This is a genomic window from Paraburkholderia strydomiana (assembly GCF_046030495.1).
GTDB lineage: Bacteria > Pseudomonadota > Gammaproteobacteria > Burkholderiales > Burkholderiaceae > Paraburkholderia > Paraburkholderia strydomiana_A.
Genome location: NZ_JAQQCJ010000002.1, coordinates 59,667 through 75,463, shown reverse-complemented (window position 1 = coordinate 75,463; position 15,797 = coordinate 59,667). Strand labels below are relative to the sequence as shown.

Sequence of the window (15,797 nt, the reverse complement as noted above, 5' to 3'; positions counted from 1 at the left end):
ATGCACACGATCAAACCATTCTATTTTCCGACGACCGTCACGTTCGTCGACGACAGCCCGACCTTCCTGTCGAATCTGTGCCTTCAGCTCGACCCGCAACTGGCTTTCCGTCTCTTCAGCTCTCCCGGGGAAGCGCTCGATTTCGTGAACAGCCGCCCGCGCCCGGGGCCGTCGGACGAACCGATTTTCGCGCCGTTTCGTGACCGCACCGACGAAGACGTCGCTCACCAGGTGATCGCGCTGAGTGTCAATACGGTCCGCAAGCAGGTGCACAACGCGCAGCGATTTCTGGCGACGTCGGTCGTGGTCGTCGACTACGACATGCCCGGCATGAACGGTCTGGAGTTTTGCCGCCGCATGACCGATCCCGCCGTGCGCAAGATCATGCTGACCGGCAAAGCCGACGAACACATCGCAGTGCAGAGCTTCAACGAAGGCATCATTCACCGCTTCATCAGCAAGCAGGATGCGGCGGCGGTGCCGGCGCTCAATCGCGCGGTGCGCGACCTGCAGAACGCCTATTTCGACGACGTGTGCCAGTCGATCCTCGATACGCTGGCCGTGTCGGAATATGCGTTCCTGCGGGACGAAGCGCTGGCCGCGCGAGTGGCCGAGATCTCCAACGCGCTCGGCGTCGTCGAACACTATCTCTCGTACTGCCCGGGCGGGCTGCTGATGCTCGACAGCGCGGGCAAGTCGTATCTGCTGATCGTCCATACGGACGAGACGCTGCGGGGCCTGCGTGAAATTGCCGTCGAACAGGACGCGCCTGCGGAGTTTCTCAAGGAACTCGACAGTCGGCGCAGCCTGCCTTACTTCTGGCAAACCGAGGGACATTACCCCACGGATTGCACGGCATGGGCACGCTACATGCACCCGGCGACGCAGCTCAGCGGCCGGCAGAATTACGTGTACTCGGTCATTCCTAACCCGCCGGGGCTGGACCTGAGCCAGGTGCTCAGCTACGACCATTACCTCGACCGGCTCGACCGCGAAAAGTAAAAGACATGGAGCCCGGCAAACCGGGCTCCATGCCGCGCGCCTATCAGGCTGTCACAGCGGTGTTTTCGTCCATGGTCTCGCGCTTGCGCCGACGCGACGACAGCTCATCCCCAAGGCGCCGCGAGGACGCCCACTTGTCGAGTTCGACCTCGCTGCGGATGTCGCGGCACACACTCGCGATCTTCTCGACCTGCATATCGCTCAGCCCCGCGTGAATCGACAGGCGGATCAGCGCGCGATTGCGCGCCGTCGCAGGCGCACAGAACACCGAGCCGAAAATACCACGCGACTCCAACGCGTCGCGCAACACGATCGTGCGCTGTTCCGTGCCCGCTTCGAGGGCGATGATCTGACTTTGGCTGCCGTTCAGGTTGTAGCCGAGTTCGGTCAAACGCTGCCTCAGCCATGCGGCGCTCGCAGCGAGGCGTGCGCGCCGCCGGTCCGCGGCTTCGATCACCGACAACGTCGCGTCGAGCCCGCTGATTTCATGCGGCAACAGCGTGGAACTGAAGATGGCGGGATTCGATTCGAACTTGAAGTACTCCTGGAAATCGACCGGACAGGTGATGAAGCCGGCTCTGCCCGCGAACGCCTTCGCCAGACTCGCGGTGCGAAACACCACCCGAGACTCCAGCCCGAGTTCGGCCACGAGTCCCGCGCCGCGCGGGCCGTGCGTGCCGAGCGAATGCGATTCGTCGACGACGAACACACACGCGTACCGCTCGCAGACGTCCGCGATCTCGACGAGCCGGCAGACGCCGCCGGTCGTGCTGTACACCGAGTCGACCAGCACGACGCCCTGTCCATAACGCCCGATCTGCTGCTCCAGATGCGCAACGTCGTTATGCCGGAACGCGACCGGCACCGCACCCGCGCTGCGAATGCCTTCCCACAATGACATGTGCGCCATCATGTCGATGTAGACCGGCGTTTGCGCCGACGCGATCGACTGAAGCAGCCCGGTATTGGCCGCATAGCCCGATTGACACAACACGCCCGCCTCCGCGCGCATGAACGTTGCGAGCCGGCTTTCGAATCGAAGCTGCGGGCAATCGCCGTGCAGGAAAATACCCGACATCAGCAGGCCGTTGCCGTTCTCACGCAGCGTAGCGGCCATGCTGTCGATGATGTCCGGATGCCGGGCAATCGCGAGATAGTCGTTGCTCGACAGATGCAATGCGTCGGGCCCGGCGATACGGCCGCGCATGATATGTCCGCCGCCCCAGGTTTCCTGCACCCGCTCGCGGTAATACCGCTCGACGCGCGAAGTGACGAAGGCCGGCAACACCGGTCGGTTATGCCGTTGTGTCGTGCGATCAAGAACACTTTTCATTTTTTGGCTCCATAGGATTAGCTGCCGTAGCGGACAGCGGGTCCATAGTGAGCCCGTCATTTATGACGTGTGCGGAAAGTCAGGCAAGTTATGCGTTATGGGTTGATCACGCTAGAAATTGAGCGTTCGCTTCCTGCTGTTTGGCGGGAAGGTAGGAATTCAGATGGTCGGGTTCACCGGAAAGAACTCTCGTCAGGCATGTGCGGCAGAGGCCCTGATCACAAGACGTGATGCTCTCCATGCCATTCGCCGCCAATGCCTGGACGACAGTGCGATCGGCGGGAGCTTTGATCGTCACGCCGATGCTGGGATGCGATGCTGGTGCGGGCCTTTGCGCCACCGTGCGTCGCGGTGCGCAAAGGCCGTGTTGCCTGGCGCTACTGTTTCACCGTCCCCGTTCGCCCTGGCGACGACGCACTATTCGGCGACAGCGCATTCGCACGCTTATCCATCAGCGTTCCGGGCGGGTTGGTGGGGGCGCCTTGCGCGGCCGGTGCATCGATCGCCTGTCCCGCCTGCCCAGGCTGGGTTTCCTTCGTTTGCGCGCCGCTGTTTGCCGGCGCTTTCCCGGCTTGTTGCGCGTAGGCTGCGCCGCTCATGCAAAGCACCAGCGCGGCGCAAGCAACTTTCAAGGTATCCATGGCTGTCTCCCGGTTTCACGGCACTTGCCGTTTTCCCATCAGTGAGCATCTTGCGTGCCGCAAGGAAAATGAAGGCTGATAAAAAGCATACGAATGGCGAGAGGTTCCGGTCGGTTCAGAATCGGAGCCGACGATGACGCGATAGACACCCACCTGAACCAAAACTCACGCACCTAACGTTTCCCCCAGGCCCCTTCCCCGCGACCAGCGGATAGAATTTGTCTCACTGTGATCACACATCACAGCAATGCAATCAACGGAGTCGAGCTTGGCAACCCGTCCCACATCCCCATCCGTGCTCCCGCTCGAAGTGGTCGCGCACGAAACGATGGCAGGCAAGGTCTATCAGCAACTGCGCGAGGCGATCATGAGCGGCCGGTTCGCGCCGGGATTGCCGTTGAGTCTGCGTTCCGTCGCCGAAGCCGTGGGGTCCTCCACGATGCCGGTGCGCGCCGCGCTCACCCGGCTCCAGACGGAAGGCGCGCTCGTCGACGGGCCGGGCCGGGCGCTCATGGTTCCGCCGATCACCCTCGAACTCGTCGAGGAGTTGCGCGACGTGCGCATCGCGCTGGAGGGCTGCGTGGCGCAGCGCGCCGCCACCCGTATGTCCGACGCTCATCTCAAGGCCGTTCAGGATATTTACGAGGTCATGAACGGGCACGCGGAAGCCGGCGAAGTCGCGGACTATCTGCGCAGCAACTTTGCCTTCCACAGCGGAATCTACCGGCACGGCGCGAGCGAAATCACGCTCGCCACCATCCAGAGCTTGTGGATTCGCATTGGACCGTTCCTCAACGTCGTCGCGCCGGACATCCCGCACATGCGGCGCTCGATGGAAGCGCATCGGCAGATCGTCGACGCGCTTTGCCGCCGCGATGGCGAAGCCGCTCGGGCGGGCATTGCGCGCGATATCGGCGACGCGTCGCAGAGTCTGATCGATCGCTTGCAGATGCGCGAAGACGTCGGCGGGAAGCAGGCGAACCGTTAACCAACACGCATGAATCCAGAGGGACTCATGCGCAATTGATTCGATTAGTACAACTATTTCTATCCATTCCTGAGTGCTGACACGCGTCAGCACGTCAGTCTGTCAACGGAGCGAGAAGACATGAGTATTGTGAAAATGCTGCAACCGCCGCCGGGTTTGCGCGTACTGGTCACGGGCGGCGGTGGTGGGATCGGCCTCACGATCGCGCGGGCCTTCACCGAGGTGGGCGCAAAAGTGCACGTCTGCGACGCGAGCGAACGCGTGCTCGAAGCGATGCGCGCCGACAGGAACAACGAAAGCATCTCGGCCACGCTCGCCGATGTCGCCGATGAAAGCGCGGTTGCGCGTGTGTTCGAGGACGTCCAGTCCCGGCTCGGCGGTCTCGACGTGCTGATCAACAATGCAGGCATCGCCGGACCGACCGGCGGCATCGATGAAATCGACGCCGCGCAATGGGAACAGACGGTCGCGATCAACCTGAACGCGCAGTTCTATTTCGCGCGACGTGCAGTACCGCTGCTGCGCGAATCGCCTCACGGTGGCTCGATCATCGCCATGTCGTCAGTAGCCGGGCGATTGGGCTATGCGTATCGCGCGCCCTATTCCGCGACGAAGTGGGCCGTGATCGGCATGACCAAAAGCCTCGCGATCGAACTCGGGCCCGCCGGCATTCGCGTGAACGCCATTCAGCCCGGCATCGTGCGCGGCCCCCGCATGGAAGGGGTGATTGCCGCGCGGGCGCAGCAACTCAGTCTGAGCTATGCGGAGATGGAAGCGAAGTACCTCGAAAAGATCTCGCTGCGCCGCATGACCACTCAGGAGGAAATCGCGGCGACCGCGCTATTCCTGTGCGCGCCGGGCGGCAGTGGCATTTCCGGCCAGGCGATCTCCGTGTGCGGCAACGTCGAAGTGCTCTGACGCTTCGCTCTTTTCTTCCTCAGCGTGGACTCCGATTCTCATGGCCTCAACCCGTAAAGTCATCATTACCTGCGCGCCGACGGGCGCGATCCATACACCGTCGATGTCGCCCTACCTCCCGGTCACACCGCAGCAGATAGCCGACGCCGCGCTGGCGGCAGCAGCAGAAGGCGCGGCAATCCTCCATCTGCATGGCCGTGATCCCGCCGATGGACGGCCCACGCAGGACCCGGCGGTGTTTTCCGAATTCCTGCCGCAGATCAAGGCGCAGACCGACTCCGTCATCAACCTCACCAGCGGCGGCAGCCCGCATATGACGGTGGCGGAGCGCCTGCGCCCCGCGCATCACTTCCAGCCCGAGATCGCCTCGCTCAACATGGGCTCGATGAATTTCGGCCTGTATCCTATGCTCGAACGCTTCAAGGAACTGAAGCACGACTGGGAACGGCAGCATCTCGAAGCGAGCCGCGACCTCGTCTTCAAGAATACGTTCGCGGACATCGAGTACATCCTGACGTCATGCGGCGCCAATGGAACACGCTTCGAGTTCGAGTGCTACGACATCTCGCATCTGTACAACCTCGCCCACTTCGTCGAGCGCAATCTCGCCAAGCCGCCGTTCTTCATTCAAAGCGTGTTCGGCTTGCTCGGCGGCATCGGTGCTCATCCGGAGGACCTGATGCACATGCGGCGCACCGCCGACCGTCTGTTCGGCAACGACTATGTCTGGTCGATCCTCGGAGCCGGGCGCAACCAGATTCCGCTCGCAACCATGGGGCTGACGCAGGGCTCGAACGTCCGTGTCGGCCTCGAGGATTCGCTCTGGATTGGACCAGGCAAACTCGCGGAATCGAGCGCCGCGCAGGTTCGGCAGATCAGAAAAGTGATCGAAGGACTGTCTCTCGACATCGCCACGCCGGCCGAAGCGCGCGCGATGCTAGGTCTCAAGGGCAAGGACAACGTGCGTTTCTAATCACTGCCCACGCAAGCCTTCCGGCACGGAATCGGAAGGAGATGGCAGGGGCAGTCGAAGGGCATCTGGCCGCGCGTGCCACGCCCTTCGTCTCCACGCATACACGCGCGAAGCGGGTCGCTGTCCGTTGCCGGGGCGCAGTTGCTGCGCCGAACCGGGCACCGGGATCTCCGACGTTCCACCTACCCAGATCTGGGGATTCACATGTCAACGCATCGATCAACGAAGCCGCAAGCCGGTCAGCTTGCGCAATCCGCACTTACACGGCTCCTGATCCGCAAGCTGATGCCGTTACTCGTCGTTGTCTACGTCATCAGCTTTCTCGATCGAACGAATATCGCGTTGGCCCGACACACCATGAGCATCGACCTCGGGCTGTCCGCGGCCGCTTATGGACTCGGCGCGGGACTGTTCTTTCTCACCTACGCATTGCTGGAAATACCGAGCAACCTGGTGATGAACAAGGTGGGCGCGCGGCTATGGATCACGCGCATCATGGTGACGTGGGGGGTGTTATCGATCGGCATGGCCTTCGTGCGCGGCGAGACGTCGTTCTACGTGATGCGGCTGTTGCTGGGCGCCGCTGAAGCAGGGCTCTTCCCCGGTGTCATGCTCTACCTGACGTATTGGTTCACCCGCGAAGAACGGGCGCTTGCAACAGGCTATTTCCTGATCGGCGTATGCGTCGCGAACATTGTCGGCGGGCCGCTCGGCGGTGCGCTTCTTGAACTCGACGGCATGCTCGGTTTGCGCGGCTGGCAGTGGCTTTTCGTGATCGAAGGGTTGCCGGCGGTGCTGCTCGCGGTCGTGGTCTGGAAGATGCTGCCCGACAAGCCACTGCAAGCATCGTGGCTGTCGCCGGCGCAAGCCGCGGAAATCGAGGCGCGCCTCGCCGCCGAACGCGATGCGCAGGCAGGAGACGGACGTGCCAGCCATTCCCTGCGCCATGCACTGGGCGATCCGCAAGTCTGGCTCGCCATCCTCGTGTACTTCTGCCACCAACTCACCATCTACACGACCATCTTCTTTCTGCCGGGCGTGATCGGCGCGTCGGGACATTTCTCGCCGCTGGTGGTGGGGACGTTGTCGGCGACACCGTGGATCGCCGCCGCCATCGGCGCGGCGGCGCTGCCGCGCTTCGCCAGCACGTCGGCACGCAGCCGGCTCTTGCTGGTCGGCGGGCTGGTTGTGATGGCGCTCGGGCTGTTGATCGCCGCGCACTCGCGGCCGGCGATCGGCCTGCTTGGAATGTGCCTCGCCGCGTTCATGTTCTTCGTGGTGCAGTCGATCATTTTCACGTTCCCGTCCTCGCGGCTCAGCGGCGCCGCCTTGGCCGGCGGTCTCGCGCTGGTCAATTCGTGTGGTCTGCTAGGGGGATTCGTCGGGCCGACGGTCATGGGCCTGATCGAACAGTCGACGGGCAGCGCGACCAACGGTCTCATCGTTCTGGCGGTTGCGCTGATTGTCGCCGCGGTGTGCAGTCTTCGCTTGCGGCATGGTGACGAAGACCGTCGCGCGCGTGCTGTGTATTGCCGGGATGCGAAAAAAGCGGTGTGAGGCCGATCATGATCCGGTCGCATCGAAGCGTCTTTCGACGAAGATCACTGGCGGTGGCCTCAGTGGCGAGCACACAACGGATTGCCCGCGTCAGCAGACACGATTGAGTTATCGGGTTTATACTAAGCCCGTCTCCTCCATGTCTCCTCTGATATGGATTCAGCCCGCCTCCGCGCGGGCTTTTTCTTATCCGACACAGCAAGCACAACGATGACAGGAAGAATCGCCGACGGTGAGGCGCGCGAACGTCTCATTATCTGGATTCGCCGCCGCATGAGCGAGTTCGGCATCACGTTCGAGGCGCTCGCCGAATCCATCCAGCACGATCTCGACAATCCGCCGATCTACCGTGACGCCAAGGGCAACGACTGGAACGGACTCGGCGACATGCCGGACTGGCTCCGGGCGGCAAAAAATGCAGGCGTCGACCCGGCTTTCTTCAGGATCGAGTCGAAGCCTGAGCCCACGCTGAAACATTCCAGCGCGCAGTATGTGCAAGCTGATCTCTTCGAGTAACGGCGCCGTACCGATCAATCGCCCGAGCGGGGGTCGTTGAGGATAGAGCTCGTGTCGCCCAATTGACGAGCTACTTGCCTGCGCGATGCGCGAGCGCAATCGCATCCAGCCCGGCCAGCACGAAGCGCACAAAGTCATCGACAAGCGCTTTCTTGTCTTTGGCGACTGCGGGCAGCAAGGCCGTCTGCATCTGCTTCGGCGCAATCATCATCGCGATGCACGGCAGCACCGTGAACATCAACGCCCGTTGCACGGCAGGCTCTTTGGGGTTCAATTGAAGCACCTCGCCGATGAGTCCCAGCAAAAGCGCAGCCTTGGGCCGCACCGCTTTCTCGATGAGCGCAGGAATCGCCGGCGACGGCGAGAGCACCTCGCGCAGCATCAGCATGAATCCCCACGGCGCCGCCGCGTTGACCGACAGGCCGACGAAGTGCGAGATAACCGCGCGAAGCTTGTCCTTCGGATCGCTAACGCCCTCGGTTAGCGCCTTCAACTCGTCGAGCCCGACAACCTGCCGGTGCGCTTCCACCAGCGCCGCCTCGTAAAGCGCCTCGCGGCTGCCGAAGTGGTAATGCACCGATGCCATCGGCGTACCTGCGCGTTCGCAGATCTCCTTGCTCGTGGCATCCGCGAAGCCGCGCGCGGCAAATACCTGTCCGGCTGTGTCGAGCAGATGTTGGCGCGTGGCCGCGCCGTCAGGACGCGTAGCCCGCTGTTTGCGCGTCGAGCCGGTTTTTGTCGAGGATGTGGGCATGAAGAATCGGTGATTCGGGAAATAGTTTGAATTCAAATTCAAATTCACATATCATCGATTCTACTTCATCGGAAGCGGCCTTGCGTCGGGTTTGACCCGCATGCGGGCCTGCTTCGGCAGCGAACAGCGCGCACCGCGCCGCCGCTTTGGGTAGCCACGAGTCAGCCAGACGAACGCCGTATCGCGCTATCAATGATATGGATTACTTACTGAATACGCGTGTCCGACCAGGCGCGTTTTTGCGGATGAACCCATGCTTACCTCGCTAACGAACCTTGTGCTGCCGGTTCCCGGGCGCTTCGTGACGATGTTCGCCATGCTCCTGGGCGTCACGCTCACAGCCTGCTCCCATTCCGACAACAGCGCATACCAGGGCTATGTCGAGGGCGAATTCGTCTATCTCGGCTCGTCGCAGGCAGGAAGACTGACGCAATTATCAGCGGCACGCGGGCAATATGTGAAAGCGGATACGCAGCTGTTCACTCTCGAAGCGGTCGACGAAACCGCCGCGCTTCGACAGGCCGAACAGCAACTCACGGCGACGCGCGCGCAACTGGCGGACATCGAGACTGGCAAACGCGTGCCGGAGGTCAACGTCAATCGCGCGCAGCTTGCCCAGGCAGTCGCCAATGCGCGCAAGGCATCCTTGCAACTCACGCGCGACAAGGCGCAGTTCGCGGCAGGCGGCATTGCCAAAGCGCAGCTCGACGATTCGCAAGCCGCCGCCGACGCCACAGCCGCACAGGTGCGCGAGCTGACGAATCAGGTCGAAGTGGCGCGCCTGCCCGGGCGTTCGCAACAGATCGCGGCGCTCCAGGCGCAGGTGGCAGCCGCCGAAGCAGTCGTCGCGCAGGCGCAATGGAAGCTGGACCAGAAGCGAGTCAGCGCTCCTGCGGAGGGGCTGATTTACGACACGATTTATCGAACGGGAGAATGGGTGCCGGCGGGAAGTCCCGTCGTGCAGATGCTGCCGCCGCAAAACATCAAGGTGCGCTTCTTCGTGCCGGAGAGCCTTGTCGGTCGACTGGCGAACGGCCGCAACGTGGCGATCCATTGCGACGGTTGCGCAGCCGACGTGTCCGCGAAAATCACCTACATCTCGAACGAGGCGGAATACACGCCGCCCGTCATCTACAGCAACGAAACCCGCGAGAAGCTCGTGTTCATGGTCGAAGCGCATCCGTCCGTCGCGGACGCGAACAGGCTGCATCCGGGCCAGCCGGTGACGGTGGTGCTGCAATGAACGGCGAGACCCCCGAGCACGTCATCGACGTTCAGCATCTGAACAAACGTTTCGGCGACAAGCACGTCGTCAACGACGTGTCGTTGCAGGTCGCACGAGGCGAAATCTTCGGCTTTCTCGGCCCCAACGGCAGCGGCAAAACCACGTCGATCCGATTGATGTGCGGACTGCTGACGCCGGATTCCGGCACCGGCACCTGCCTCGGTTACGACATCCTGCGCGAGAGCCAAGCCATCAAGCGTAACGTCGGGTACATGACGCAGCGCTTTTCGTATTGGGAAGATCTGACCATCCGCGAAAATCTCGACTTCGTCGCACGGGTCTATCAGATGAAGAACCGCCGTCAGGCGGTCGACCGCTCGCTCGAATCGCTCGGACTGCAAAGCCGTGCCAATCAATTGACAGGTTCATTGTCCGGCGGATGGAAGCAGCGGCTCGCGCTCGCCGCGTGCATGCTGCACGAACCGAAGCTGCTATTGCTCGACGAACCGACCGCCGGCGTCGATCCCACCGCGCGGCGCGATTTCTGGGAAGAACTGCACCGGCTGGCCGCGCGCGGCATTTCGGTGCTGGTCAGCACGCACTACATGGATGAAGCCGAACGCTGTCACAAGCTTGCGTACATCGCCTACGGCAAGTTGCTCGCGCAAGGCACATCGAACGAAGTCATCGAGTCACAGCATCTATCGACGTGGTGCATCCACGGTGAACACCTGAGCGCTCTGTCCGAACAGCTTCGCACGACGCCCGGCGTCGACCAGACCGTTGTCTTCGGCTCCGCGCTGCATGTCAGCGGCAGCGACCATGCCGCACTCGAACAGGCGGTCAGGCAAGCGACCGCGGGCACCACACTGCGTATCGAGCCGATCGGCACGGGACTCGAAGACGTCTTCATCTACCTGATGAGTCACGCGAAAGACAATTTCGGAGCGCCATCATGAGCAGACGAACCGTGTTTTCGTTGAGCCGCTGGTGGAGCATCGTGCTCAAAGAGTTTTTGCAACTTCGGCGCGATCGGATCACGTTCGCGATGATCATCGGTTTGCCGATCATTCAGCTCTCGCTATTCGGCTTCGCCATCAATACGAATCCACGGCATCTACCCACCGCCGTCGTTATTCACGATCAAAGCGAGTTCTCCCGCAGCTTCGTTGCTGCAATGACCAACTCGGCGTATTTCAACGTGATCGAAACCCTGCCGGATGAAGAAGCCGGGCGGCGCGCGCTCGCGCAAGGCCGCGTGCAATTCGTTCTCAACGTCCCGGTCGATTTCTCCACGAAATTGCTGCGCGGCGAGCATCCGTCGTTGCTGATCGAAGCCGACGCAACCGATCCGACCGCGACCAGCACCGCCGTCGCCGCGCTGCCGGGTCTGATCCAACCCGTCGCCGACAAGGACATCACCGGTCCGCTCGCGCATCTGAACGGCGGGCCGGGCGCATTCGGCGTGCAGGTTCATAACCTGTACAACCCCGAAGGCATTACGCAGTACAACGTGGTCCCCGGCTTGATGGGCGTGATCCTGACGATGACGCTCGTCATGATGACGGGCCTCGCGATCACACGCGAACGCGAACGCGGCACGATGGAAAACCTGCTCGCGACACCAGTCCTTCCGATCGAAGTGATGACCGGCAAGATCGTGCCTTACATTGCAATCGGGCTGATTCAAGCGTCGATCATTCTTGCTGCGACGCGCTTCGTCTTCAACGTGCCGTTCGTCGGCAGCCCGGTGGCGATCTATCTTGCCGCGTTGCTCTTCATCGCGGCCAACCTCACCGTCGGCATCACGCTGTCCTCGCTCGCACAGAACCAGTTGCAGGCGATGCAACTGACTTTCTTCTATTTCCTGCCGAACATCCTGTTGTCGGGGTTCATGTTCCCGTTTGCGGGCATGCCGCGCTGGGCGCAGTTCATCGGCAATCTGCTGCCGCTGACCTACTTCAACCGCCTGATCCGCGGCATTCTGCTCAAAGGCAATGGCTGGGCGGACCTATGGCCGTCGGTGTGGCCGATGGTGCTCTTTACGGCAATCGTCATGGCGATTGCGCTGCGCTTCTACCGGCGCACGCTCGATTAGAAGGACAAGGCGATGAAATCACTCGTTATGATGGGCGCGCTCACGCTATGCGGCTGCGCAGTCGGCCCGGACTTTCAGAGCCCGCCCGCGCCCGACACGCAAGCCTATACGCGCGATGGCCTGCCGCAACGCGCCGCATCGGCCGACAGCACGGCCGCATTTACGCAGACCTTGCGCATCAGCGACAGTGCGATGCCGATGTGGTGGCGGCAGTTTCATTCGGATGCGCTGGACCGTCTGGCTGACGAGGCGTTGCGCCAAAGCCCGACGCTGGCGCAGGCTCGTGCAAAGCTGATCGAAGCCCGCGAAAACTACAACGCGCAGGCGGGTTCGACCCAATTTCCCAGCGTAGACGCGACAATTTCCGCATCGCGCCAGAAGGTCGACCCTGCCGCGTTCGGCGTGCCCAATGTGAATAGTCCCGGGCCGTTCTCGCTGTTCAACGCTTCGGTGAGTGTGTCGTATGTGTTCGATGTGTTCGGCGCCAATCGTCGGGCGCTCGAAGCGAGCCTCGCCCAAGTCGATTACGAGTCGTTCGAACTCGACGCGGCGCGGCTATCCATTGCGGGCAATGTCGTGTCGGCGGCGATCCGGCGCGCGTCGTTGCAGCAGCAGATCGAATTGACACAAGATCTCGAACACGCGCAGGCCCGGCAACTGACGATCATCGAGGCACGCTTTGCCGCCGGCGGCGTGGCCCAACTCGACGTGCACAGCCAGCGCACCCTGCTCGCGCAAACGCGCGCATCGTTGCCGCCGCTCACCACGCAGCTTGCGCAAACCGATCATCAACTCGCGATTCTGCTGGGCGCCACACCGTCGAAAACGGATTTCAGCGACATCACGCTCGATGCGCTTCATCTGCCCAACGACCTGCCCGTCACGCTGCCTTCGACACTCGCACGCGAGCGGCCCGACATTCGCGCGTCCGAAGCGTTGTTGCATCAGGCCAGTGCGAATGTCGGCGTCGCGACGGCCAACCTTTATCCGCAGTTTTCGTTGTCGGCGGGATTCGGCTCGCAGCGCACGAACATCGGCGACGTCATCAATGGTTTGAACATCTGGAACATCGGGCTCAATCTGACGCAGCCTCTTTTCCGTGGCGGCGAATTGCATGCGAAGAAGCGCGCAGCACAGGCCGCCTACGAGGCCGCCCTGGCCGGCTATCAGCAAACTGTCTTGCAAGCGCTGCAACAGGTCGCCGATTCGTTGACAGCACTGCGCGACGACGCGCACGAATTGCAGGCCCGCGACGACGCCTGGCAACACGCACAGGCGAGCGTCTCGATTGCGAGCCGGCAATATGCAGCGGGGGGCATTAGCCAGACGGCGTTGCTCGACGCGCAACGCCAGGCCTTGCAGACTGCGATCGACCGGACGCGGGCGCAGGCCGATCAATTCGCCGATTCGGCGGCGCTATTTCAGGCGCTTGGCAGCGGCGTGCCGATAACGACGCAGGTGAGTGAGCAATGAGCCGGCCTGCGCATCTCAGTGGCCTGAGATCGACACGTCCGGTCCAGATCTACGAAAACTGACAAAAGCGCAGCCGGTTACCAGACGGGTCGGTGACTTGTATCTGCCGTCCCCAACCGACTTCCTCGATCCCAGGCCTTGCATACGAATACTGCTTGCCTTGCAGTTCCCGATGCAACGACTCGATGTCATCGACCGGCAGGAATATGGCTGATCCCGGCGTACTGTCGCCGTGATGCTCGCTCAGATGCACGATGACAGAGTCACGCCTGATCTGCGCATACAGCGGCAAATCGTCGGCAAACCGATGCTCCCAGTCGAGTTCGAAGCCAAGGTAGGTCAGATAGAACGCGTATGTCCTCTCGATGGAGAACATGCGCAAGATCGGTATGGCGTTCAGAAGCGTCATCGGCTTGCTCCGCAGTCGTCGAGTCGAAACCGCACTTCAACGGGTTACCCGCTTCCTGTCAACCATTTGGCCCTGGTGTCGAGCGCCGCATGGCGCTGCATGCTATCTCCTGACCACCGTCTTCACGCGCACCTCGCTCTTTCTGCATTCGGCACAAAGACCGAACACCACCAGTTGCCGTTCCGACACGTCGAACTCGAAGTTGTCCGCCACCGCCTTCTGCCGTGCCTCGATCTCGGCATCGAAAAACTCGTGAATGCAGCCGCAGGCCGTACACACCAGGTGATCGTGCTGCTTGCCGTCGTTCCGTTCGTAAACCAGACGGCCGTCGCCGAATGCAACGCTTGACAGCAATTTCGCGTCGACCAGCAAACCGAGCGCCCGGTACAGGGTGCCCAGACTCAAATTGCGCATGTCCTCGTTCAACCGCTTGTAAAGCTGCTCCGCGCTGAAGTGTTCGTGGGCATGCTGCTGAAAGAACTCCAGCACCAGCACACGTGGGAACGTGGGCCGCAAGCCGGCCTGTTCCAGAATTCGCTGAATGTTCATGGATGTAATGGCAGCGCAAGACGGGCAACCGGAAGCGCCTGGGTCGTCTGTCAATGCGAGGAAGTGGTTGGTAAGGCTGTCGTCCCGCGTGGCAGGGCGATCTGCAAGTTGCCAAACTATGTGAGCCGCTTCCTTAAGACAACCTTAAGTCGGGGGTCGAATCACAACGAATCAGCGCATTGCGCCCGGCAACGCAATGACGACCAACGACCTCTCGCCAGCCTTTCGACGCCACTAGCGGATGCGCAGCCGTTCGAGCCAGAAAATGGACATTGCAGCGCGGGGGGCATGAAGAGGCTACCGATGACCGAGTATTTTGTGTCTTACTGCGACCCTGAAACCAAAACCGTCAAGACCGGATTTGTCGACGCCCGTACTTTCAAAGGCGTGAGGATGAATCTGGCGGCCGAACACGAAGCCGGAGAAAGTACCCCGATAGACGACGAGTTCGCACGGCGTTTGGGGGCCCCGCGCTGCCGTGGTTTGCAACGCAGTATCCAGAGGTTCGCGTCTCGCTTCAGATCACCGATGGGAAAGGGAACAGCGTCAATCTCTGAAGGCCTTGTCTGACTACACAGTGTCTATCTGAGGAGCGCCCACTCTCCTGGCTGGTCCGCGAGATGCTCGCGTGGCCTCGACGGCGTCAAGGGATGTGACTGCGGATGGTACGGGTGGTGCGGTGAATTGGTATGGACGCGTACATACCCCGCACACGGCATGATGGAGCGAGAGATGGCCTGCATCGAGGCCGTTATGCAGAAACAATCGCGAGTTGCACCGCCGCACGTAACTCCACACTTGGCGCGGCGGCACAATCATCTCCGGGATCATGCTTCTTCAAACAACCCGGCACTCATCCACCTAAAGCCTAATGATGCGGAAACTCCGAACGCGGTGTCGGCGTCGCCTTCACCTTCGTGTATTGGAACACGGGCAGCGCCTTGATCGCCGCCTTCGTGGCGCCGGCCAGCACTAGCTTGCCATCCGTATAGTCCAGCTGTTCGACCGGAATGGCGACGTCATGATGCGATACGCCGAGGAACTGATTCGCCGCGACGATAGCAAACGAAACGGAGCGGTCGGGTGCGACGATAATGTCGTGGATAACGCCGACTTTTTCGCCATTCTCGTTGTACACCGCCTTGTTGAGCACCGACTTCTTGACGCTCCACCCAAGGATAAGATCCGTCGACTCCGTGACGCTGACACCGAGAGGCTGCGTGCCCGCAACTTGCGCGTACGAATACGAAGAGATCATGCCCAACGAGGCGGACATCATCGCTAATGCGGCGATCTTTGATTTCATGAAGTCCTCATAAAATATTGTTCGTCTAATCGATGGCGGAAGTAAAGCGTCTTTA

General features: G+C 61.6%; 17 protein-coding genes. 10 read left to right on the top strand and 7 right to left on the bottom strand.

What is annotated here, in order from left to right:
* Window positions 1-1,002 (top strand): response regulator, encoded by a 1,002-nt coding sequence (locus tag PQQ53_RS03535; RefSeq protein WP_408141015.1) that lies wholly within the window; start codon window positions 1-3, stop codon window positions 1,000-1,002.
* A 43-nt stretch (window positions 1,003-1,045) separates the two neighbouring features.
* On the opposite strand, the gene cqsA is transcribed toward PQQ53_RS03535, so the two are convergent.
* The 3 genes from cqsA to PQQ53_RS03520 all read right to left on the bottom strand — a co-directional run bounded on the left by cqsA (window position 1,046) and on the right by PQQ53_RS03520 (window position 2,976).
* Window positions 1,046-2,335, bottom strand: coding sequence for an alpha-hydroxyketone-type quorum-sensing autoinducer synthase (gene cqsA, locus PQQ53_RS03530; protein WP_408323308.1), 1,290 nt, complete (start codon window positions 2,333-2,335; stop codon window positions 1,046-1,048).
* Between the two features lie 106 nt (window positions 2,336-2,441).
* On the bottom strand, window positions 2,442-2,633 hold the full coding sequence (locus PQQ53_RS03525; protein ID WP_408323307.1) for a 2Fe-2S iron-sulfur cluster-binding protein: 192 nt from the start codon (window positions 2,631-2,633) through the stop codon (window positions 2,442-2,444).
* Between the two features lie 79 nt (window positions 2,634-2,712).
* Window positions 2,713-2,976: a hypothetical protein gene (locus tag PQQ53_RS03520; protein ID WP_408141011.1), complete on the bottom strand. Its 264-nt coding sequence runs from the start codon at window positions 2,974-2,976 to the stop codon at window positions 2,713-2,715.
* Window positions 2,977-3,304: 328 nt separating this feature from the next.
* Between PQQ53_RS03520 and PQQ53_RS03515 the strand changes: the two genes are divergently transcribed.
* The 5 genes from PQQ53_RS03515 to PQQ53_RS03495 all read left to right on the top strand — a co-directional run bounded on the left by PQQ53_RS03515 (window position 3,305) and on the right by PQQ53_RS03495 (window position 7,928).
* Window positions 3,305-3,964 (top strand): GntR family transcriptional regulator, encoded by a 660-nt coding sequence (locus tag PQQ53_RS03515; RefSeq protein WP_408323361.1) that lies wholly within the window; start codon window positions 3,305-3,307, stop codon window positions 3,962-3,964.
* A gap of 120 nt (window positions 3,965-4,084) precedes the next feature.
* Window positions 4,085-4,882 carry an SDR family oxidoreductase gene (locus tag PQQ53_RS03510; protein WP_408323305.1) on the top strand — a complete coding sequence of 266 codons (798 nt, stop codon included), beginning with the start codon at window positions 4,085-4,087 and terminating at the stop codon, window positions 4,880-4,882.
* A gap of 40 nt (window positions 4,883-4,922) precedes the next feature.
* Window positions 4,923-5,855, top strand: coding sequence for a 3,5-dioxohexanoate:acetyl-CoA acetone transferase (kce, locus tag PQQ53_RS03505; RefSeq protein ID WP_408323304.1), 933 nt, complete (start codon window positions 4,923-4,925; stop codon window positions 5,853-5,855).
* Between the two features lie 204 nt (window positions 5,856-6,059).
* Entirely contained in the window at window positions 6,060-7,412 is a 1,353-nt protein-coding gene (locus PQQ53_RS03500; RefSeq protein WP_408323303.1) for an MFS transporter, read from the top strand.
* Between the two features lie 153 nt (window positions 7,413-7,565).
* Entirely contained in the window at window positions 7,566-7,928 is a 363-nt protein-coding gene (locus PQQ53_RS03495) for a hypothetical protein (protein WP_408323302.1), read from the top strand.
* A 70-nt stretch (window positions 7,929-7,998) separates the two neighbouring features.
* On the opposite strand, the gene PQQ53_RS03490 is transcribed toward PQQ53_RS03495, so the two are convergent.
* Window positions 7,999-8,682: a TetR/AcrR family transcriptional regulator gene (locus PQQ53_RS03490; RefSeq protein WP_408141001.1), complete on the bottom strand. Its 684-nt coding sequence runs from the start codon at window positions 8,680-8,682 to the stop codon at window positions 7,999-8,001.
* 307 nt (window positions 8,683-8,989) lie between these two features.
* On the opposite strand from PQQ53_RS03490, the gene PQQ53_RS03485 reads away from it, so the two are divergent.
* Genes PQQ53_RS03485 through PQQ53_RS03470 form a run of 4 tightly spaced genes read left to right on the top strand, consistent with a single transcriptional unit; the run spans window position 8,990 to window position 13,478 of the window.
* Window positions 8,990-9,925 carry an HlyD family secretion protein gene (locus PQQ53_RS03485; RefSeq protein ID WP_408323360.1) on the top strand — a complete coding sequence of 312 codons (936 nt, stop codon included), beginning with the start codon at window positions 8,990-8,992 and terminating at the stop codon, window positions 9,923-9,925.
* Window positions 9,922-10,866, top strand: a complete 945-nt coding sequence (locus PQQ53_RS03480; RefSeq protein WP_408323301.1) for an ABC transporter ATP-binding protein — start codon at window positions 9,922-9,924, stop codon at window positions 10,864-10,866. Before PQQ53_RS03485 ends, PQQ53_RS03480 begins: the two co-directional genes overlap by 4 nt.
* A complete protein-coding gene (locus tag PQQ53_RS03475) occupies window positions 10,863-12,005 on the top strand; it encodes an ABC transporter permease (RefSeq protein WP_408152152.1) in 1,143 nt (380 codons plus the stop codon). Before PQQ53_RS03480 ends, PQQ53_RS03475 begins: the two co-directional genes overlap by 4 nt.
* 12 nt (window positions 12,006-12,017) lie before the next feature.
* Complete coding sequence (locus tag PQQ53_RS03470) at window positions 12,018-13,478, top strand: efflux transporter outer membrane subunit (protein ID WP_408323300.1); 1,461 nt, start codon at window positions 12,018-12,020, stop codon at window positions 13,476-13,478.
* Between the two features lie 49 nt (window positions 13,479-13,527).
* Here PQQ53_RS03470 and PQQ53_RS03465 read toward each other — a convergent pair whose 3' ends face one another.
* The 3 genes from PQQ53_RS03465 to PQQ53_RS03455 all read right to left on the bottom strand — a co-directional run bounded on the left by PQQ53_RS03465 (window position 13,528) and on the right by PQQ53_RS03455 (window position 15,742).
* Entirely contained in the window at window positions 13,528-13,887 is a 360-nt protein-coding gene (locus tag PQQ53_RS03465; RefSeq protein ID WP_408140993.1) for a glyoxalase superfamily protein, read from the bottom strand.
* A 102-nt stretch (window positions 13,888-13,989) separates the two neighbouring features.
* The gene (locus PQQ53_RS03460; protein WP_408140991.1) at window positions 13,990-14,436 is read right to left on the bottom strand and encodes a Fur family transcriptional regulator; all 447 of its coding nucleotides are present in this window, start codon (window positions 14,434-14,436) and stop codon (window positions 13,990-13,992) included.
* 868 nt (window positions 14,437-15,304) lie between these two features.
* Window positions 15,305-15,742, bottom strand: coding sequence for a PRC-barrel domain-containing protein (locus PQQ53_RS03455; protein ID WP_408140988.1), 438 nt, complete (start codon window positions 15,740-15,742; stop codon window positions 15,305-15,307).
* Window positions 15,743-15,797 lie beyond the last annotated feature (55 nt).